Annotated in this window: 14 protein-coding genes and 2 pseudogenes; 7 read left to right on the forward strand and 9 right to left on the reverse strand. The window is 68.9% G+C overall.

Features of this window, described 5'->3' with window-relative positions; all coding sequences use genetic code 11:
* Positions 1 to 277 precede the first annotated feature (277 nt).
* A complete protein-coding gene (locus ACH4E7_RS42935; RefSeq protein ID WP_396254652.1) occupies positions 278 to 895 on the forward strand; it encodes a hypothetical protein in 618 nt (205 codons plus the stop codon).
* A gap of 16 nt (positions 896 to 911) precedes the next feature.
* Here ACH4E7_RS42935 and ACH4E7_RS42940 read toward each other — a convergent pair whose 3' ends face one another.
* The 3 genes from ACH4E7_RS42940 to ACH4E7_RS42950 form a co-directional block, all read right to left on the reverse strand.
* Positions 912 to 1,985, reverse strand: coding sequence for a hypothetical protein (locus ACH4E7_RS42940; RefSeq protein ID WP_396254653.1), 1,074 nt, complete (start codon positions 1,983 to 1,985; stop codon positions 912 to 914).
* Positions 1,986 to 2,335: 350 nt separating this feature from the next.
* Positions 2,336 to 3,178: a hypothetical protein gene (locus tag ACH4E7_RS42945; protein ID WP_396254654.1), complete on the reverse strand. Its 843-nt coding sequence runs from the start codon at positions 3,176 to 3,178 to the stop codon at positions 2,336 to 2,338.
* Positions 3,178 to 7,233, reverse strand: a complete 4,056-nt coding sequence (locus ACH4E7_RS42950; RefSeq protein ID WP_396254655.1) for an AAA domain-containing protein — start codon at positions 7,231 to 7,233, stop codon at positions 3,178 to 3,180. Before ACH4E7_RS42950 ends, ACH4E7_RS42945 begins: the two co-directional genes overlap by 1 nt.
* A gap of 291 nt (positions 7,234 to 7,524) precedes the next feature.
* Between ACH4E7_RS42950 and ACH4E7_RS42955 the strand changes: the two are divergent.
* Positions 7,525 to 7,653 (forward strand): annotated as a pseudogene (locus tag ACH4E7_RS42955) (family 1 glycosylhydrolase); the annotation flags it as partial.
* Between the two features lie 305 nt (positions 7,654 to 7,958).
* Here the strand turns inward: ACH4E7_RS42955 and ACH4E7_RS42960 are convergent.
* From ACH4E7_RS42960 to ACH4E7_RS42980, 5 genes are all read right to left on the reverse strand, one after another.
* On the reverse strand, positions 7,959 to 8,831 hold the full coding sequence (locus ACH4E7_RS42960) for a polysaccharide lyase (RefSeq protein ID WP_396254656.1): 873 nt from the start codon (positions 8,829 to 8,831) through the stop codon (positions 7,959 to 7,961).
* 424 nt (positions 8,832 to 9,255) lie between these two features.
* Positions 9,256 to 10,284 carry a zinc-binding alcohol dehydrogenase family protein gene (locus ACH4E7_RS42965; protein ID WP_396254658.1) on the reverse strand — a complete coding sequence of 343 codons (1,029 nt, stop codon included), beginning with the start codon at positions 10,282 to 10,284 and terminating at the stop codon, positions 9,256 to 9,258.
* Between the two features lie 41 nt (positions 10,285 to 10,325).
* On the reverse strand, positions 10,326 to 11,114 hold the full coding sequence (locus ACH4E7_RS42970) for a glycine betaine ABC transporter substrate-binding protein (RefSeq protein WP_396254659.1): 789 nt from the start codon (positions 11,112 to 11,114) through the stop codon (positions 10,326 to 10,328).
* Positions 11,111 to 12,085: an alpha/beta hydrolase gene (locus ACH4E7_RS42975; protein WP_396254660.1), complete on the reverse strand. Its 975-nt coding sequence runs from the start codon at positions 12,083 to 12,085 to the stop codon at positions 11,111 to 11,113. Before ACH4E7_RS42975 ends, ACH4E7_RS42970 begins: the two co-directional genes overlap by 4 nt.
* A gap of 72 nt (positions 12,086 to 12,157) precedes the next feature.
* Positions 12,158 to 12,457 (reverse strand): YciI family protein, encoded by a 300-nt coding sequence (locus ACH4E7_RS42980; protein ID WP_396254661.1) that lies wholly within the window; start codon positions 12,455 to 12,457, stop codon positions 12,158 to 12,160.
* Positions 12,458 to 12,584: 127 nt separating this feature from the next.
* On the opposite strand from ACH4E7_RS42980, the gene ACH4E7_RS42985 reads away from it, so the two are divergent.
* Positions 12,585 to 13,511 carry a LysR family transcriptional regulator gene (locus ACH4E7_RS42985; protein WP_396254662.1) on the forward strand — a complete coding sequence of 309 codons (927 nt, stop codon included), beginning with the start codon at positions 12,585 to 12,587 and terminating at the stop codon, positions 13,509 to 13,511.
* A gap of 439 nt (positions 13,512 to 13,950) precedes the next feature.
* On the opposite strand, the gene ACH4E7_RS42990 is transcribed toward ACH4E7_RS42985, so the two are convergent.
* Positions 13,951 to 14,532 (reverse strand): DinB family protein, encoded by a 582-nt coding sequence (locus ACH4E7_RS42990; RefSeq protein ID WP_396254663.1) that lies wholly within the window; start codon positions 14,530 to 14,532, stop codon positions 13,951 to 13,953.
* A 300-nt stretch (positions 14,533 to 14,832) separates the two neighbouring features.
* Here ACH4E7_RS42990 and ACH4E7_RS42995 point away from each other — a divergent pair, with 300 nt between their 5' ends.
* The 4 genes and pseudogenes from ACH4E7_RS42995 to ACH4E7_RS43010 all read left to right on the forward strand — a co-directional run bounded on the left by ACH4E7_RS42995 (position 14,833) and on the right by ACH4E7_RS43010 (position 18,832).
* Complete coding sequence (locus ACH4E7_RS42995) at positions 14,833 to 15,411, forward strand: DinB family protein (protein ID WP_396254664.1); 579 nt, start codon at positions 14,833 to 14,835, stop codon at positions 15,409 to 15,411.
* 237 nt (positions 15,412 to 15,648) lie between these two features.
* A pseudogene (locus ACH4E7_RS43000) lies at positions 15,649 to 15,777 on the forward strand (family 1 glycosylhydrolase); the annotation flags it as partial.
* Positions 15,778 to 16,831: 1,054 nt separating this feature from the next.
* A complete protein-coding gene (locus tag ACH4E7_RS43005; protein WP_396254665.1) occupies positions 16,832 to 18,490 on the forward strand; it encodes a beta-1,3-glucanase family protein in 1,659 nt (552 codons plus the stop codon).
* A gap of 99 nt (positions 18,491 to 18,589) precedes the next feature.
* Positions 18,590 to 18,832 carry a GNAT family N-acetyltransferase gene (locus ACH4E7_RS43010; protein ID WP_396254666.1) on the forward strand — a complete coding sequence of 81 codons (243 nt, stop codon included), beginning with the start codon at positions 18,590 to 18,592 and terminating at the stop codon, positions 18,830 to 18,832.
* Positions 18,833 to 19,930 lie beyond the last annotated feature (1,098 nt).

The raw sequence follows: 19,930 nt of genomic DNA on the forward strand, positions 1-19,930 counted from the left end.
ATTGGTGGTGCTGGCCATGCTGAAGGGATCTCCTGTCTCGCCCATCCAGACTAACCCGACATTCCGGGCGTCTCAGTCGAGACTGTCAGAGAGGGGCTTGTAGGATCTCCCCACCACACGCTCACTCGATAGGAGTTCAGTGCCTAGAGACTCCTGTGGCGTGACGCGGCCTGGATCGCGCTGTCCTGGAGAAACGAGATCCACCGGTGGAATCGTGCGCGGTCCGAGCGAAGGGGCGCCTGGCCGTCGTGCCGCGCGGTAGGGCAAGGTGGGGTCCATGGCGAGTGTGGCGAATCCTGCGACTTGGCGCTCGGTGCGCGAGGCAGCCTTGTCGCAGGCGTCCGTGAAGAGCGAAGGCGTCGCGCTTTCGATCCTGGGTACCCGTGCCCTCGTGCTGTACCGGATTGATGAGGCCGAACACCGCAGGCGGGAAGCGGTTGGTGCTGAGCAGTTGGACAGCATCCCCGTGCTGGAGTGTCTGCTCGGTCTTCCGATCGGCCTTCCCGTTCCTGTGGATTCTCTCCCCGGGCAGGCTGCGGTTCGTGACCTTCCGCGCGGAGCGGTCGAGTGGGGCGAGTATCTGGTAACGCGCCGGGCGGTCCGGCCGCTCGCTGTTGACCTTGCGGTCGTGCGGGCCACCGATCGGCGGACGGGACTGGAGCGTGCGGGCCGATTCGCACCGTTCTGCCGCCGAGCCGTTCTTTTCGACCACCTCACGTGCTCGCGCGCAGGGCTGGAGGAGACCTTGGTGGAGGCCGCCTTCTACGGCATCGGTGTGCTCGTCCATGAGCCGGACGGAATCAGGATGGCTCTGGAACCCGAGGCGTACCGGCCGCAGCGGCACACCGCTGCGGCCTGGCACTTCATTGAGGAGTTGTACGGACGACTGGGCTGAGCCGCCCGCTCGCCCCTCAGTCGGCTCCCGCGCTGGCCGGTGCCGAGGGCGCCGGATCGAGGAGTGACCACCGCAGTAGCTGCGGTTGGACCTGGAAGCCATTCGGCTGCCGAATGGCGGCGTTGACGACCGGGTATCGGTTCACCGCGGCGCGGCATCGCTCCTGCCACCATCGTTGACGCTCGGGCCCGGCGGCCAGGGTTTGCAGCGCCCGTTGCCAGGACATCAAAACGGCCGTGTTATGCCGGGCTGCCGGCCGGACGTCCCGGTTGCTCGGGAAACTGTCTAGGAGCCTATGCCCGCAGGCCACACATTCGCACACGGGTGCGTGCGTCGCGGCGAAGCGACGCGCGAGGGTCTTGCCAAGGAATAGGGCCATTAGCTCGGGGAACAGCACGGCCGGGGAGTCAGCGAACCCCGAGCTCTGCGCAGGTTCACTGGGCGGGACGATGTGCCGGAGGCGACTCGAAAGCCCGTAGCCGGCGAACACCGCCCCCCGTGCCAGCGCGCCGAATGCGGCGAGATCGGTCCGTAGCAGTGCGGTTCCAGGCACCTCGGTGAGTATGCGAGCCAGCCCGGTGAGGGCCTCGGGGAGACTCGCCAGCGGGTCCAACTGGCCGCCGAGCATGACGGCCTTCAGACCCGGCGCCGCAACAAGCTCTTCGATGAAGCGGCCGATCAGGTCACTTCGCAGCCAGCCGGCGTCGATCGGGAGGGCGAGTACAACCCGGGGGTCCTCCCGCGTCGACACCTCGCGTACGGCAGCCCGTACCGCTGCTATGTCTCCGGTCCGGAGGTATCCGGTCGGTGTGAGCGCTGCCGTCGCGCCGGCGGCGAGCTGCTGTTGGACTGCGTGGCCGAGCGGGTCAGTCGTGGGCAGTTCGTCGGTCCGTGACAGATAGGGCTCCTCCGGCGTCGCGACGCCGTTCTCGTAGAACGCTGGGTCGGCGATGAGCGCGCCTGCGTAACCGTTGTCCCGCAGCTGGGATGCCTTCCTGAGCGCCCTCGGCCCACTGATCACAAGACCGCTACGGATGGGATCGAGTTGGTCCTGCACGAACCCCACCCGAGAAGCGTCGACCTGGATCAACAGCCGGTCAGTGAGCAACTCCGGTCGGGTGAACGGGGCTCGGTTGATAATCCGCGCCCTCGAACCTCGGGAGGACCTGCGGGGACGGGGGAGCGGGACGGAGGAGTCGGACATGGCCTCGCCTTCGAATCGGCGGAAACACTCGACGACGTACTCGTGGCTCTACTGTACGGAACGGACCGACAATCCGCGGTCCGCACTGACGCCGATAAGGTCAGGGGTATCGGATCTGACCGAAGGTCAGGTGACTGCAGCCAGGGTGAAGCATGTTCTGCAGAGGGCAGGAGGCGTCATGCGGCTGGTGCTGGGGATCAGGAACCGCCCATCGGGCGAGGTATGTAAGGTACTTGTCACTGCGGGTGGCTCGACTCGAGGTCGTTGAGGACAGCGAGGACCGGTCCCCAGCACATCATGACGGTGTCGTGGTCGGGGTCGATCCCGCGTTCCCGCTGCTGACGGAGGTGGACGAAGTTGCGGTACTCGCGGACGATCTTCATGAAGTCGTGAGCGTCGACCTGAATCCAGCCTCGGGACCGAGCAGTGTCGAGGAGCAGCGCCAGGCTGGCCTTCGCCACTGGTACCGGCTTTCCTCCGTTGGGATTCGGGAACCCCCGTGCCAGGCTGGGTTCGCGTTTGGTCAGCGCGTCGAGCAGTAGACCTTCGGTGAAGCTTCCGATGCCGATGAGGGCGAAGACGTGCGCACCGTTGTCCGCGCAGATACGGGTCTCGTTCACCCGCTGCATGAGCTGACGCGTGATCTCGTCACTACTGACCAAGCGTCGGACACGTGCCTCCAAGTCGTCGGGTGGACTGAAGGTGGTCGATCGGCCGTCCTGGCCGAGCGTACCCAGCATCGGTCGGCCGCCGACAAATGTGATTGACAGCCGCTCTGCGGCGAGAACCTGGTTGAGACCTTGCCGGAGGATGTCGGCGGATGCCATGCCGTCGTCGTACTCCAGCGGGTCGCAGATGCGGCACAGGAACCGGCCGACGGCGGCTTCGTCATGGGCCGATTCCGTGATCGTCTCGGTCAGCCAGGACACCCGCGCCGTGCCGTCGTACTCAACGGGTACCGGCCAGGCCGCTCGTTTCAGCAACTCGGCCAGCTGGTAGCCGGGGCGTTCGAAGGGGCCATCCGCGTCCACGACGAGTCGTGCGATGCGTTGGATGGTCATGGGATCGAGCTGGGGCATCAGATGTGCTCCTTGTCCGCGAACTGCTGAGAGTGGTCGAAAGCCTGGTTGAGGCGTTCGACGATGACTCGTCCTCGCTTTCGGAAGCCGAGTTCGGTCATGGCCTGACTGATCCGGGTGTCACGGTCGAGCTGGTAGCCGTCGCTGAGAATCCAGCCGGCGAGCGCGCGGAGGTCCGTATCGGAGTAGGTGCCGATGCTGCCACCGGGCGTCAACGGCGGTCTGTGCCCTCGCCGTGTCGACGGCTCTTCTGCCCGGCGCGGAGCGGGGACCGGGTCATGAGTCACTGGGCCGCTCGGCGGCTCGTCGGCCGCGCGGACGACGTCCTGCCAGACACCGATGAGTCGGTCCGACTCGGCCTGGGGGTCGGAGAACCAATCCGCGGCCCAGATGCGGTGGAACTGCCAGCCGAGCCGTTCCAGGTGCGCCTGGCGGAGCCGGTCACGGTCTCGTGCGCTCACTGTGCGGTGGTAGCGGTCGCCATCCGTTTCCACGGCGAGCAGCATCTGGCCGGGCCGCTCCGGATGGGCCAGTGCGAAGTCGATACGGTAGCCCGAGACGCCCCATTGGGGAATGGCGGGGACACCTGAGGACCGCAAGGCCTCCAGAACCTGTCGCTCGAAAGGGTTCAGCTCGTGCGTCTCCTGGCGGCCGCCCGACCGGGTGAGGTCGCCCTGGACAGCGCAGTACTCGAGGAACAGGCGCAGCAGTTCGGGGCCGCGGTTCTTCGTCTCGGCACGCGGGCCGAAGTCATGATGGGAGAACGAACTGACGACCGTCATGCGCTTGCGGGCACGCGTGATGGCGACGTTGAGCCGACGCTCTCCCCCTTCGTTGTTGAGCGGCCCGAAACGTTGGGCAAGCCGGCCGTTGGCGGCCTTGGCGTACCCGATGCTGAGGATGATCGCGTCGCGTTCGTCGCCCTGCACGCGTTCGAGGTTCTTGATGAAGAAGCGTCGGCCGGGGCCTGCCTCGGGGCTGAAGTAGCCCTGCAGGTCCGGCTGCTCCTCTAGGGCTCTGCGCAAGGCGAGATCGATGCGGTCAGCGTGCCGTTGGCCCATGGTGATGATGCCGAGGCTGAGGTCGGGGGTACGGGCGGCATGGTCGAGCGCCAGCTCCACCACTCGTTCGACCTCCTGAGGTGCGGAGCCGTCCTGGCCGGGCAGCGTGTGGCCGTCGACGACCTCCAGACGAATCGGACTCTCGACGGCGGTCCCCGGGAACGTGACGAGCCGGTCGCCGTAGATCTCGCGGTTGGAGAAGGCGATCAGCCTCTCGTCACTGCTCCGGTAGTGCCAGCGGAGGGTGTGGATGCGGGGTAGCCGACTGCTGAGCAGGTCCAGGAGCGATTCGAAGACACCGGGATCGTTGTCCTCATCGTCATCAGCGTTCTCCTGGCTGTCGGTGCCGCTTAGCACGCGGCTGAAGAATGAGGTGGGCGGCAGCTGGTTCCGGTCGCCTGCGACGACGACCTGGCGACCCCGCATGATCGACGTCATGGCGTCGTGCGGCAGGATCTGGCTGGCTTCGTCGAAGACCACCACATCGAACAGCCGAGTGGCCGGTAGCACCCGGCTGACCACGAGCGGCGACATGGCCCAACAGGGTTTGGCTGCCAGTAGCACGTCGGGGGCTTTGGTGACCAGTTTGCGCAGGGGCAGGTGGCGTGTCTTGCGGGCGGCCTGGTCGCGGACCACAGCGTTCTGGTCGCGATGGGCATCGCGGGCCTTTCGCAGTCGGGCCGCCACGGCATAACGCACACGACCGGCATTGGCGGTCATGTGGTCGCTGTCGGTGCGGCGGAACTGTGTGACGGCGTGATCGTGTTCCCGTCCGGTGAAGGTGCGAATGTGCTGGGAATGCATCTTGATCTCGTCGAGAACGGATGACCACCAGGCGTACTGGAACCGGGCGACCGCCGCTTCGGGCGTGGGCAGACTCTGGGCCAGCTCGTCGAGTAGCGGGCCGAGACCGGCGGTCTCCAATCGGTCGGTCAGCTGGTTGAGTTCGGGCATCTGGTACAACGTCGCACGGTGGGCGTCGAGTTCTCGTACCATCTCGGCGACCTCGTCCGCAGGCTTTTTCGCCCAGTCGTCGACACCGGCGCAGAGGGCCACTGCGGCGAGCCGGTCGCGGAGTTCGGTGAAGTTCTTCAGAGCAGCGCCGAGCTCAGGGACGGCGGACGGCGGTGCGCCGTCGAGCGACACGCTCTGCCAGCGGGTCCGCTGCTCCTGGGCCTGGACCAGCCGAGTGTGGAGAACCTGGCGGTCGCGCAGTCCATCCCGATGGACGGCCCTGGCCTCACGGATCAAGGAGCGCCGCTGCCACCAGCCGATGGGGTGTCCATGCTGCTTGCGCCAAGCCCGGTCGGCGGTGGCGGCGACGAGTCGGTCGAGTTGTGGTCCGAAGACCTCCGCAGTGAACTCCTCGAAGGTGCCGGACACGGCTTGCAGGAGGTCTAGCAAGTGTTGCCAACCGTGGATGTCCTGTGCCTGGCGCAGCCCCGCTGTGGTGATCAGCGCCTCGATCTCCCGGCGAGTGTCCACGAAGGCCGTGCCCGCCAGTTGGTCGAGTCGTTCGAGGACGGGACGGAGTTCCGTGGCGTCCCGTACACGGGTGCGCGCCCAGGGAGACTGGCCGCACCGAATCTGTAGCCCCTTCCGGCTGACGAACTTGTGCAGGTCCTGCTCGACCTGTTGCCGGGCAGTCAGGTCCAGGTGCTTCAGGACACTGCCGCGCAGGCGCCAGCGGGTCTGTTGCTCTGGCGGAACTCCCGACAGCGCCGTCAGGGCCTGGTAGGCGCTGACCCCCCACGGGGACCGCGGTTGGTGGAACTCGGAGACGTGCCGGCTGGTCTGACCACGGAAGTGCTCGAGCGAGGCGTGCAACTGCTCAGGGCGCGGCGGCGGCTCCTGGCCGGACCGCTCGAGGGTCTCAAGAAGCTGTTGGGCGAGCTGGCGACGGTTCAGCTTGTTCCCGTGGAGATCGAGAACGAGTCCGTCGAGGTCGGCTTGGGCGAGGCGGTCGGTGACCGCCTCGATCGCGGCGCGCTTCTCGGCGACGAAGAGGATGCGGCGTCCCTCAGCAGCCAGTGCGGCGATGAGGTTGGCGATGGTCTGGCTCTTGCCCGTTCCGGGAGGGCCCTCAATGACCACATGTCGGCCGGCCAGCACGGCGCGGATTGCCTGCTGCTGAGAAGCATCGGCGTCGTGGACGAGGAACTCCTCCCGCGGCGGGATCTCGCCTCCCGGAGGAGGGCCCTCCGAGTCCTCGAGCAGCGAGCGGGCCGCCGTGCTGTCACCGGCGATGGCGGCGATGACGGGGTGCTCGGCGAGCAACGAGCTCGAGTTCTTCAGATCGTTGACCATGGGTAGTCGGTCGAAGCTGAAGGCGCCGATCACTAGGCGTTCCTCGAACGACGCGGACAGCCCGCTCCGGCGGAGGGCCTTGGCGAGGAGGTCGTACACGGCGCGCACCCGGGTCCCCGGATCCGTCAGTTCCTCAAGCGTGACTGACGCCTGGTCGGCCAGTCGGTCGAGGTCGGCGTCCAGACCGTACTGGCGGTTCAGCGCGTAGAACAGGACCGGATTGATCTCCGGCTCGCCGTCGACCTGGAGGACGAAGTCGTTCTCGGTGGCTGTGCGCGGCTGGAGGGTCAGGGGTAGCAGTACGAGGGGAGCGCGCAGCGGGAGGACGGTGGTTGTGCCACGTGTCTTCGGCGGGTCCACGTTGAGCAGTCCGCAGGCTAGGCGACCGGCCTCGACGCCCTGTTCCTCGTCCAGTTCCAGGATCCGGCGCCGAAGGTGGCGTGCGCGGATGCAGGCGGATTTTTGATCGGACGGATCGGTAACGAGGCTCGCGAGCCGGACCTTCCGGCCGGTCAGTAGCGCATGCTGTGCCTCGGCGGAGACGGAGGTCAGGTCGAGACTGCCAGTCTTGGTGTCCTTGAAGTGCAGCAATGTGTTGCGCGGTCCGAAATCAATGAGTTCGTCGGCCCATCGCTGAGCCTGGGAGGCCACGGCCTCCTCCCGCGAGCGAGTGGCGGTGCCGTTCACGTTGCTACCCCTCTGGTCCGAAACCTCTTCGTAAGCCCGCCTGGTCGGAAGGCGAACGCATCAGGCTACGACCTCTGTTGAGAGGAAGAGGATGAATTTGGAGCCTGATCGGAGATCTCAGGGAGCGCATGGGAGTACTGGGAGCGCGCAGCCGTGCTCTCCGTGCGCCTCGTTGGGAAACCGGGCAGGCACGGTGAGGGGAGAGGGACGGGGACTCTCCGGTGCATGCGCTGGCCGAGCGCGTCGATGGGGTGCTCAGAACAAGGCTTAAAATGACAGTCTGTTCGACGGGCTGAGGGGTTCCATCAAAGGTTCGGTTTGGTCCACGTCGACTTCGAGACGCAAGAGCGCACCCCCAAGGCCTCCTACGCCTGGTACCGCGACCTGATCGCCACCCACCGTTCCCGGTGCGGGAGGTAGGCCGGGAGAGGTCCACCCGGATGGGGCGCGGCGGCAGATCGGCAGCCTCCAGCCGTCCGGTGTGGCAAGACAGTAGACAAGGATTCCGGCCGCTCCAAACCACCACCTGGCAAGTTCGGCCGGTCCTTCTGCGGAACAGCGACCGCAGGCCGGCCGCATCGCTCCTGCGACGACGAGTTCGAGCCGGCCTCGTGGAACTGGTGGCCGAACTCGGGCTCGCTGAAGAGGTCTGCGCAACTGGGTGGGGAGTACTGCCGATTCCACGTCGGCAGCGTCTTCAGGCAGCGGTGAGGTCCCGCCGTCCGTCAGTGCTGGACGGACGGGGAGAGGGTGAAGTCGCAGAAGTAGGCGTGTTGGATGCTCGCGGGTCCCCAGATGGTGTCATGTCCGCCGTAGAAAGTGGAGAAGAGGACTCCTCCGAACGGTAGGGAGCCGATGCCAGAGGCGGCACCGGGTGCGGAGTGGACCTGCCGGCCGTCGTACCAGACGGTGATGTCACCAGTCGTCCGGTTCACGAGTTGCTCGACGGTGTGCCACTTGCCGTCGGCGAGGAACCTCCAGTCGCCGAGGCCCTCGTCCACGCCGTACCCGGTCGGGCCGGAGTTGGTCGGCGTGTAGAGGTAGACCTCGCCGTTGTCGGGCACGCCGTTCGCGCCGCGCCACATGTACCGGGTGGACCAGCCGTTGCCGTGGTTGCCGCCGGACTCCTGGCCGATCCGGCCTCCGTAGAGTCCGGGCAGCTTCCCGGCCCTGCCCCAGTCACGGCCGGCCGGGAACTTGACGTGGTAGGCCAGGTCGAGGGTGCTGCCGTCGGCGAGTGCGGAAAGGCCGAGAGCGTTCAGGTCGGAGTAGAACTGACCGCCGCCGGTAGCCGGGCAGTCGGCACACTTGTTGTCCGAGGATCCGGCCCCGTAGGTGACCTCCAGGGCCGAACCGTCGCCGGGAGCCGTGGGGTCGGAGATCTCGGCCAGGTTCCCGCCGCCCCAGGCACCCTGTGCAGCGACGCCCCAGGCGCGCCGCCACGACGCGGAACCGTAGGCGGTGAACTGCCCGGTCCAGGCAGCTCTTCCGCCCGCAGGGCCGCTCGCGGGAAGGCTCGCCGCGGCTGCGGGCTGTCGGGGTGCCGGATGGGCGGCCGGTTCGCCTGAGCGCGCTGCGCCGCAGCCGGTGGCGGCCACCAGCGCCACTACAGTCGCGCCGACTGTAGTGGCGCTGGCAGCCGGGCGGCGACGCTGCGCTGCTCCCTGGGGAGGTCGGTGCATGGAATCCTCTTATTCGTCGGTTCCAGGACGCTGGTCCAGCCGATGGTGCCGAGCGCGGGTGCGCCGGACTCCTCCAGCCCGCTTCTGGCCCGCTTGGACGGTGAGGACCGGCGGTTGCTCGTGGCGCTGAGCCGAGTATCCCCGGCTGCCGGATCAGGGTGTCCGCCTGGTGGTTTCGTCGGGCCGCCGACGTACCCGGCGCAGTGGCCGGCTGCCCGGCAGCGCTGAGGCTGTGCCACGGCGGTGTCGATACCGCTGCGAAGTGCATGCCGTCGTCCTGGGCACCTCGGACGCCACCGCGGATGGATCCTGCGTCGGACCAAGCCGTCGTTTCGACTGTTCAGCCGGTCAGGGTGGTCTTGCCGATGGCGGTGCCGGACTCCAGGATGCGGTGCGCTTCGCGGAGGTTGGCGGCGTTGATCGGGCCGAGATCCTGGGTGGCGGTGGTGGTGAGGAGGCCGGCGTCGACCAACCGTGCGATCTCGGTGAGGATGTGGTGCTGCATGTTCTGGTCCGCGGTCTGGAACATGGAGCGGGTGTACATGAACTCCCAGTGGAAGGAAAGACTCTTGGCCTTGAGCGCGCCGATGCCGAGGGTATCGAGGTCGTCGATGGCGACGATCTGCCCGAAGGGGTTGAGCACTTCGGCGTAGGCGGCGAGGTTCCGGTCGGTGCCGGCGGTGCTGAAGACGTGGTCGACGCCGCCGGGCGCAACCTCGACCAACTGCTGGACCAACGGGCGGTGGTGGTCGATCACGTGGTGGGCGCCCATGCGGCGGGCGAAGTGAGCGGTCTCGGGCCAGGAGGCGGTGCCGATCACGGTCAACCCCGTGAGGGTGCGGGCGAGTTGGGTGACGATGGAGCCGACACCGCCGGCGGCGGCGGTGACCAGCAGGGTCCCGGTCTGGTCCAGGGCGCCGTGGCGCAGGCCTAGGCGCTCGAACAGGCCTTCCCAGGCAGTGAGCGAGGTGAGTGGCAGGGCGGCCGCCTCGGTGAAGGAGAGGGTGGTCGGCTTGGGGCCGACCAGTCGCTCGTCGACCGTGTGGTAACGGGAGTTCGCGCCGGGTCGGTCGAGCGCGCCGGCGTAGTAGACCTCGTCGCCGGGCTGGAACAGGGTCACCTGGTCGCCGACCGCGACCACGGTGCCGGCGGCGTCCCAGCCGAGCACGCGGGGGATGCCGCCCGGGTCGGCGTTCTGGCGGACCTTGTAGTCCACCGGATTGACGGCGACGGCCTCGACCCGGACCAGAAGATCGTGCGGGCCGGGCGTGGGGACGGGCAGTTCGAGGTCCTCCAGGCTGGCGGGGTCGTCGATCGGCAGGCTGGTGCGGTAGGCGACGGCGGGCATGGTGTCGGGGTGCGGGCTCATGTTCGTTCTCCGGTAGGTCGTCAGGTCGGGTCGAAGGCGGGCTACGGGTGGGCCGCGAGGTAGCGGTCGGCGGCGTGCAGCGGGGCGAGGCCGTCGGCGTTGATCCAGGAGTCGAGTTCCTCGACGCCGTCGTTGCCGAGGTAGAAGGCGTCGAGACGGGCCAGAGCCTCGGGGCGGATGAGGTCGAGACTCGCCCGTCGGATGACGGGTCCGGCGGCGTCGACCGTGCCCAGCAGGCCCTTCGGCTCGGCCAGCGGGCGGAGGCCGTGGCGGCGGCTGAGGTACTGCGGGCGCCACAGCGGGATGACGAACCACTCCCGGTCGGCGATTCCCTGCTCGACCCGGGCGATGAACCCGGCCTCGGTGCCGGGAGTGAAGCTGTAGCCGACGTGGTCGAGGCCGTAGGCAGTGACCATCCGGGCGGAGAAACGGCTGATCCCGGCGCCGGGGTTGATGCCGTCGATGGCCCGGGTCATCCGGGAGGCCACCTCCGGCCGGGCGAGATCGGCGACCTCGCGCACCGCGTCGGCCGGGACGTAGGGCGGCACCGCCCAGATGCAGTAGGGGTGGTAGTGCGGCGCGAGCAGGTGTGCCCGGTCGCGGTAGGCGGACAGGTAGGCGTCGTGGCTGGAGGGCAACCAGGCCGAGACCAGGACGTCGACCCTGCCGTCGGCCTGGAGCCGGAAGAGCTGCTCGTGCGGGGCCTCGATGCTCTGGACCCGGTGGCCGTGGGCCTCCAACACGCGGCGGGTGACGGCCGCGGTGGCGCGGTGGAAGGACAGGGCGATGTTGCCCACGGTGATCGCGGGCCCGGAGGGTGGAGTGTTCATGCGGTCTCCTGTCGTGGGTGGAGTGCCTCACGCAGGGTCGAGACGATCTGCGCGAGCGCGGCGCGGGCGGCACCGGTCCCACGCAGGGCGTCGAGGACGACGAAGGCGTGGATCGTGCCCTGGTAGCGCACGCAGGTGACCGGCACACCGGCCGTGCGCAGTTTTGCGGCATAGGCCTCGGCCTCGTCGCGGAGCACGTCCGCTTCGGCGGTGATCACCAGCGCCGGCGGCAGGCCGGCCAGCTGGTGGGGTTCGGCGTTCAGCGGTGCCGCGGTCGGCTCCATCCGTCGGCACGAGTCGGGTACGTACTGCCGCCACAGCCAGCGCAGGTAGTCGGCGCTCTGGAAGTAGCCCTGGGCGAATCGACGGTAGGAGGCGGTGTCGCAGGCCGCCGACAGGGGCGGGTGGATCAGCACCTGGTGGCGGAAGGGGAACTCGCCGTGCCCCTTGGGCAGCAGGGTCAGGGCTGCTGCCAGGTTGCCGCCGGCGCTGTCGCCGGCCACGGCCATCCGGGCCGCGTCCAGTCCGTTCCCGCGGCCGTGGCCGGCCACCCAGCGGACCACCACGCGGGCCTGCCGGAGGGCGGTGGGGTACGGCGCCTCGGGGGAGAGGTCGTAGTCCACGAAGACGACGGCCGCACCAACCCCCACCGCCAGCTCCCGGATCAGCCGGTCATGGCTGACCACGCCGCCGGCGATCCACCCTCCGCCGTGCAGGTAGAGAACCACCGGCAGCAGGGCCGGGCCAGGGACGGCCGGCCGTATGATCCGGACTCGGACCGCGCCGCCGGGGCCGGGCAGGCGCAGGTCCTCGATGTGGGCGTCGGGGCGCTCGACCGGGCCGGACTGGGTCAGGTCCAGCCGGGCGCGGATCTCCGACAGCGGCAGTCGGCGCGGGTCGGGCCCGGCCGCCACCTGTTCGGCAAGCGCCCGGGCGGCCGGGTCGAGGACCGGCACGGGCGGATGATGCATGGAACGCTCCTCCAGGTTTCCGGGAGACGGCCGGGCACCCCGGGCAACGGCGCCGAGCCGTCCGACGGCTCGTCAGGCCTGCGGCAGCTGCAGCGGAACCAGCGGGATGACCGACTCGGTCTCGATCAAGCCCGCCGCGACCGCGGGGAAGGTCGCGAAGATCTCGCGCGCGGCCTCGACCGTCGTGGCGTCCACGACCAGTGCCGCACCGACGCGGTCCGCGCGGTGGTAGCCGTGCACGATCACGCCCTGGTCGACGAGCTCCTTGGCTCGGGTCAACTCCGCGTCGATGACCGTCGCGAAGTCCTCCTCGGTGGCGTGCGGCGCCGCCTTGAAGACCGCGAGAACAGCAGTGCCGGGTGCGTTCGACATGGGGACAACTCCTCGGTGGGGAATCGACGAGGGCTCGGTACCGCCTCGTCGGGCATGGCCCCATCCTGCGAGCCGAGCCCACCATGCGTCCAAGGACTGTTTTCTCTGAAACCCATAAGCTGGGCACATGCCGACGCTGCGACAGCTTGAGTACCTGGTGACGATCGTCGACGAGGGCTCCTTCACCCGCGCCGCCGAGCGCCTGCACATCACCCAGCCCGGCCTCTCCCACCAGTTTCAGGCCCTGGAACGGGAGATCGGCGGCCCGCTGCTGGAGCGCCTGCCTCGCACCGTGCGCCCCACCCCGGCCGGGCGGGCCATGCTCCCGTACGCTCGCGCCGCCCTCGCCGAGGCCGATCGCGCCACCACCGCCGCCCGCCGGGCCGCCGGCCTTGCCACCGGCGAACTCCACCTCGCCACCCTCTACTCCATCAGCTACGGCCTGCTGCCCGCCGCCCTCGGTGCCTGGCGCCGACGGCACCCGGGCGTACGCGTCCGCCTGTTCGAGCACCGCCGCGCCGACGAGCTGGCAGCCGCCATGAACGCCGGTCAGGCCGACATCGCCGTCGGCCCGCCACCACTCGGCTGGGAGGGGCCGGTGCGCCATCTCGGCACCGAGGACTTCCTCGTCGTCACGTGTGCCGACGACCCCGCAGCCCGCAGCGACCACGCTCCGCGCATCAAGCTGGCCGACCTCGCCGAGCGGGAATGGGTGCACTTCACCCCCGACAGCGGCCTGGCCGACGTCCTCGACCAAGCCTGCGGCGCGGCCGGCTTCCGCCCCCGCGTCGCCGTCCGCACCGAACAGGCCCCTGCCGCAGCCAACTACGCCGCCACCGGACTCGGCCCCACCCTCGTCCCCGCCAACACCATCCCGCCCCACTTCAACGGCGCCGTCCTCCGCCCCGTCCCACCGGTCAGCCGCCCGTTGACCGCCTACACCCGCACCACCCCCGACCCCGTCACCGCCGCCTTCCTGGAAACCCTTGCGGACCAAGACCTGCTGACTCCTCGTCACATCCGCAGGCGACTACGCCTGGGCGCGGCGGACTGAATGAGGACGGCGAGCAACGATGCCTGCGCGGGCGCCCCGAGCGGCGAGAGACTCAGCCGAGGATTCCGGGACTCCGCGGCGATCAAATCGGGCGGGTCAGTCAGCGGCCCTCGGTGTGCGCCGTCCAGGAGTAGTCCAGGACGTGGCGGTGAGCGGCCACCCGCCGCCTGTGACCCCCGTCGCTTTCCTGCTCGCCGTCGCCGCCGTGACCGCCGCGCTCGCGCTGCGCTTCTTCCGCTGGAGCGGCGGGACCGCGTGATCTTGCGCGCTCCTGACGAGATGGGCTCTCCGATCGGGTGACGCTGACGGAAGCAGTGGGCTGCCACTGGCCGTGGCCGCGGTAAGTGTCGTCGGCAGCAGGTGCGTTGCGAGGATCGCCCCAGCGCTGCCCGTCCGTCTGCGCGCGCTGGGGTGGCCGGCCTGGTCGCCCTTCCGGTGTTCAGTCGATCGGGGCCTGCCAGGGCTGGAACCACGGGTCGGGCCACTGTTCGGCGGCGGCCAGCAGGGGGAACAGGGTGGCGCCGTCGATGGTTTCGCGGATGATGTCGGCGTGACCGCCGTGTCGGGAGGTCTCCTCGATGAGGTGCAGCAGCACCCAGCGGACGGACCAGTTCTTCACGTCGGCAGGGAACCATGGCAGTCCCTGCGGGACGGGCACGGCCTGGCCGAGATCGGCGATTCCGGCGATCACGGCGTCCGTCTCCTGGGCCGCGGCCTCGTACTGGTCCAGCACATCTGCGAGCGTCTCCTCCGCGGTGAGCACGAAATCGGCGGAGTCGCTATCGTCGGCCGTTCGCTCTTGGCCGCGCTGCCGCTGGAGGATCAGGTCGGTCCAGCCGGCCTCGCACCGTGCGGCGTGCTTGATGAGGCCGCCGATGCTCAGCTCACTGGCGGTGGGCGTCATCCTTGCCTGATCGTCCGTCAGTCCATGGGTGGTGGCGCGCAGAGCCTGGCGCTGCTGGGTGAGGTAGGCGAGCAGGCCTTCGCGCTCGTCGGCGATCGGCGGTACGTGTGCGGGCATGGGGCTGACCCTCTCTCCTGGAGAAAGGGCTGGTCAACCCTCCTGTGAAAAGAATTTCAGATCCTTGCGCAAGATCGGGGCGTGCTGCGGCCGTGCGCCCTGCCTCGCCACGTCGGCGTCACGCGCGTGGTCGTTGTTGGCTTCCGGCTCGGTCGCATCGCCCGCCGGCGCCGTGGCCGGCAGGCCCGGTGCCGGAGGTTGAGGATCAGGTTGATCGGCCTGGTGTACGTCGGCTGGGAAGTGGCAGTAGAGTCCGGCAGAAACTTGCTGCAAAGATTTGCACTGCGAGAGGGTCCAGCCATGCCGAGAGTCGTCCCGCCCGTCGCCGATGAGCGCACGGCGCTGACCGCCTACCTGGCCCACCAGCGGCGCGCGCTGCGGGTCACCGCTCACGGTTTGTCCGAGGAGCAGGCCCGCATGGCGGCCTCTGCCAGCGACCTGAGCATCGGCGGGCTGATCAAGCACGCCGCACGGTGTGAGTGCTTCTGGACCGACCTCATCCTCCAGCAGCAGCGCGGGACGCAGCCGGAGGCGGACGAGTCGAACGCGGACGAATTCCAGCTCGCCCTGGCCGAGGTTCTGGCCGCGTATACCGAGGCGGCCGAGCGGACCGACGCGGTGATCGCCGGTATTCCGGACCTCGGGCAGGCCGTTCCGGTGCCGCAGGGGGCGCCATGGATTCCCGCAGAGGTCAAAGAATGGTCGATCCGCTGGGTCCTGCTGCACTTGATCGAGGAGACGGCACGGCACGGCGGTCACGCTGACGTCATCCGCGAGAGCATTGACGGCGCAACCTTTGACCCGCTGCTCGCCGCAGCCGAGGCGTGGCCTGACCCATGGGTCCAGCCGTGGGAACCCGCGTCCCCGAGCGTCGGCTGACGGCAGGTGCCGATCAATTGACCGTGCACCGGCGTCGGGCCGCGACTCGAACCACCCCGGTTCGAGTGGGGGACTCCGGTGTGCCGTAACAGGCGGCGGTGTCGTCTGCGTGGGTGATGCGCAGGTTCTCGCTCTGCTCGTCGAGTTCGTGCCCGATAGGTCGAGCAGGTGGAGTGATCGAACGGAGGTTTCAAAGGCGTGCATTTCAGCTGGATACGATGACAGGGTGTTCGACGGGCGGAGGGGCTCCCGCGGAGATTCGGGCTCGTGCACGTCGACTTCGAGACGCAGCGCCGTACGCCGAAGGCCTCGTGCCCCTGGTACCGAGACCTGATCATCACTCATCGAGCAGACCAGGCAAGGTGATTGGGTGCCGCGGTGGAGCTTGCAGCTGCCATGCTCGACGCCGGTTGGCGGGCGCCGCGGAATGAGGACACTCACAGCTGCGCACATCGAGCCGGAGTCGATGCCGGCATGGCCGGCGATCCGGCAGACGAGCTTCGCCACGGCGAGCGGCGCGAGATAGCCGATGCCGATGTTGCCCAACGCCGGCAGCAGCATGCCCGGCACCGTCAGGCGCGGGAGCCGGGCCAGCTCCCGTCCGTAGTGGCGAAGTGCGAGGAGCAACGAGCGCCTGCCCGGCGCTCCCTGGAGTGATTCGGACGATTCCATCCCGACCTCGTTGTGTCGTGCGGCAGCCCATTACCTGCCTCTCCTGGGGAATGCACTGCTTGCGAGGTTTCGTCAGTATGAATGCGGAGGAGGCAGGAACCGCAGTCTCCCGCGACGGTGCCGGAGGAGTCCAAGCGTTTTTATCCGGTTGACACCGGTCCGTCCCCGGACACCTCCGGGGGTGGATCGCCGGTCACCAGAAGTCGGGCAGGCTGTGAGAGCTCTCGTCGGGGCTGGGCGTCGCTCTGCGCACGCTCGACGAGATCGGGTCGGTCGCCGCCGGCCGAATCCGGGTGGCCCGGGAACACGTGCGCATGGACGCGCACGGTGACCGGCCCGCGGTGGAGATACCGATCGACCGGATAGCCGCGGTGCGGGTCCGTCCCGGTCCCACCGTCCGGCGAGGAAGGCCGGGGAGTCGATCTCGGCGCGCACGGCCTCCGGCGTGTCCAGGAGCGTCCGCTCGACGCCGCGCCGGTCGGCCAGCTCGGCCGACTCCCGTGGCGGCGCCGCACATCGAAGGCGCCCTATGCCGGGTATCGCGACCTGATCGCCGCCCATCGGAAGCAGGGAGTGAAGTAGGCGGGGTAGGTCACCGGGCCGCCTCAGCCTTCAGGAAATCAACCGACTCAGGCTTAAGAGCCACTTATGGTTACAGACATTGACGTGTTCAGGCTCGGGCGGGAGGGTGACGGCTGGGCGGCGCAGTCCGCGTCGCCGGCCCGCCCTCACCGCCCCCGGAGCCCCCGTGATCACTCGCCGGACCATGCTCGGCGCCTCCGTCGCGGCCCTGACCGCGCCCGCACTGTTCGCCCTGTCGCAGACCGCGGACGGCAGCACCACCCCGCAGCGGCTCGACGTCGATCTGGTCAACACCGTGCCTTCGCAGCCGGTTTACGCCTACGTCCTCGGCCTCGACCCGGCCCAGGGCAACAGCTGGGCCTTCCTGCGCTCCGACGGCAGCACGCTCTACCACCCGCCCTCCCCCGCCGCCCCGGGCGCGCCGCTCGGAGCAGACTGCGCCATCGCGCTGGGTGCACCCGGCGGCACCCAGCGGCGGATCCAACTGCCGTACCTCTCCAGCGGACGGATCTACTTCTCCATCGGCCGCGAGCTGGTCTTCCTGATCAACCCGGGCCCGGGCATCGCGCTGCCCTCGGTGAGCAACCCGAGCGACCCCAACATCGCTACCTCCTACGGATTCTGCGAATTCACCTACGGGCCGGACCAGTTGTACGCCAACATCAGCTACGTCGACTTCGCCGCCGTCCCGATCGCGTTCGACCTGACCGCCGGTGGCGGGCGGCAGAGCGTCAGCGGCCTGCCCGCGGGCGGCCTGGAGTCCGCCGCGAACGCGCTGCGCTCGCAGGCCGCCCGCGACGGCGGCGACTGGGCCCGGCTGATCGTCCCGGACTCCGCCGGCCGGACCCTGCGCATCCTCAGTCCCAACACGGCGATCAGTGCCAATCCGTCGCTGTTCAACGGCTATCTGGACAGCTACCTCGCCGCCGTGTGGCAGAAGTACCAGAGCACCGACCTGGTGATCGACACCCAGGCCGGCTGGGGCACCGTCACCGGCCGGGTCGGCAACGGCGTGCTCACCTTCCCTGGCGTCGGCGGCTTCGCCAAGCCCTCCACCGCCGCCGTCTTCAACTGCAGCTCGGCGCCGTTCACCACCGGCAACGACCTGATGGGCAACCTGAGCGCGCGGCTCGCCGCCGCGCTCAACCGCACCACCCTGCTGAACGATCCGCACCAGCCGGACGGCGAGAACCCGGCCGCCTTCTACACCGCAGCGCGCACCAACCACTACGCCCGCATCCTGCACGCGACCAACCCCGACCACCTCGGCTACGCGTTCCCGTACGACGACGTCCATCCGGCCGGCGTGGACTTCGAGGGCAAGGTGCAGTCGGCGAGTCCGACTCTGCTGTCGGTCACCGTCGGAGGCGCCCAGGGCCCGGCCGGCCCCGGGCCGTCGCCGCAACCCGGCGGCGGGACGAGCGCGTTCGGCACCATCCAGGCCGAGTCCTACAGCTCGCAGTCCGGCACCGCGCTGGAGGACTGCGGCGACACCGGCGGCGGCCAGGACGTCGGCTGGATCGCGAACGGCGACTGGCTCGGCTATGCCGGCGTGGACTTCGGCAGCTCCGGCGCGACCCGGTTCCAGGCCCGGGTCGCCTCCGGCGCCGCGCCCGGGGTCAGCGGGCTGGTCCAGGTGCGGCTGGACAGCCCGACCGCCGCACCGGTCGGCAGCTTCGCCGTCGCCAGCACCGGCGGCTGGCAGAGCTGGCGGACGGTGCCCACCGACATCGCCCGGACCACCGGCAGACACACCGTTTACCTCACCTTCGCCAGCGGGCAGAGCGCCGACTTCGTCAACCTCAACTGGTTCACGTTCGGCTAGGTGTTCTGACCCGTGACATGGACCACCGGCTCTTTCCGGACATGCCCTACCTGTACTTCGTGCTGCGGCAGTTGTTCGAGCTGTACCGCCCGCAGTTGGGTGCTGGCCCTCGGGGTCGTTCCCGGCGCTCGGGGACTCGGCTACGGGCGTTCCCCGATGGCGGAGGGCCTGGGCCGCCTCGCCGTCGACGGTGGCCGCGAGGTGATGATCACCGTCGCTCCAGGCAACCGGGCCGCCCGGGGCCTGTACGAGTCGCTCGGCTTCGTCCAGGTCGATCACCGGGCCGACTACTTCGGTACCGGCGGCGACCAGCTGATCATGCGGATGCCGCTGCCCGGGTAGCCGCCGGGGGTTCGGGGGAGCCCGACGACAGCCCCCCAACCGCAGCGTCCGCCCCCATCCTGGAACGTTCGTCACCGACCGAGGGGAGAATGGTGAGCGCTCCACGACGACATGCGAGCGATCCGGACGTCATCGGCCAGACCACTGGGCTGGTCGGGTTCCTGCGCAAGGTCGTGCAGAGCAGCCATCAGCGGCTCCGGGACACGCGCTCCTGGGGTCCGCTCTGGCTGGCCGACCTGCCGGCGAAAGTGCCCAGGCCGTCCGGCGACGACCGTCCGTTTCTGGTCCTGGACCACGTCCCGCAGACTGCGGCACCGGAACCTCCGCCGGTGCTGGAAGGGTGGGTCGACGAGCCGTGGAAGGCGGCTCTGGGTTCCCAGTCCCTCCCCCTGGTACGCACACTCAGCTGACCCGACGGCGCCGAGGGAGAACGGGGTCGAGCTGGTTCGCAGGTCCTCGTGGTCATCACCGAGATCGTGGAACGTGCGGCGGACAGCGGTCCGGGAGACGTGAAGTTCGCGGGGCCCACGCATTGTGGGACGCCCTCGGAGGAAAGCCCCTGTTCGCCCGTACATCGATCAGGATGGAACGTCTGTGTTTCCAGAGTGGTTCTGAACGCTGACCTGATGGGAGTCCGGAGCGGCGGGTGCTTCCGCAATTTGTTTCGGGCGCTGAGTAGGGGTACTGTCTCCCAGTCGCTCGGCAGGGAGCAACCGGACACGCATCTGCGCGGACGGTCCCGGGGCGGCCAATCCTCTGAAGCACCATTTCCCGGTTCTCGCCGGTCGTTTCGCGCTGTCGCGTTGCGGCCCGGTGTTGATTCGGCGTGCGCGTTTTATCGGGTTGCGGGCGGATTCGCTTTTCGGAGCGAGGGTCGGCTAGAGTTTGAAACGTCGGACAGGGCGCCAAGCCCTGGAAGGCGTCAGCGAGCTGGATGAATGAAACTCCGGAAAACGGGGTGGAAAACATCTGGTAAGCTGGAAATGCGAAAGAACGAAGCGCTCGGAGGGCCCGCTGGAAGGCGGTCCGAAGGAAGCGTCCGTTCCTTGAGAACTCAACAGCGTGCCAAAAGTCAACGCCAGATATGTTGACATCCCC

Origin of the sequence: Kitasatospora sp. NPDC018058, assembly GCF_044327205.1 — a bacterium.
In the GTDB taxonomy this organism is placed as follows: Bacteria; Actinomycetota; Actinomycetes; order Streptomycetales; family Streptomycetaceae; genus Kitasatospora.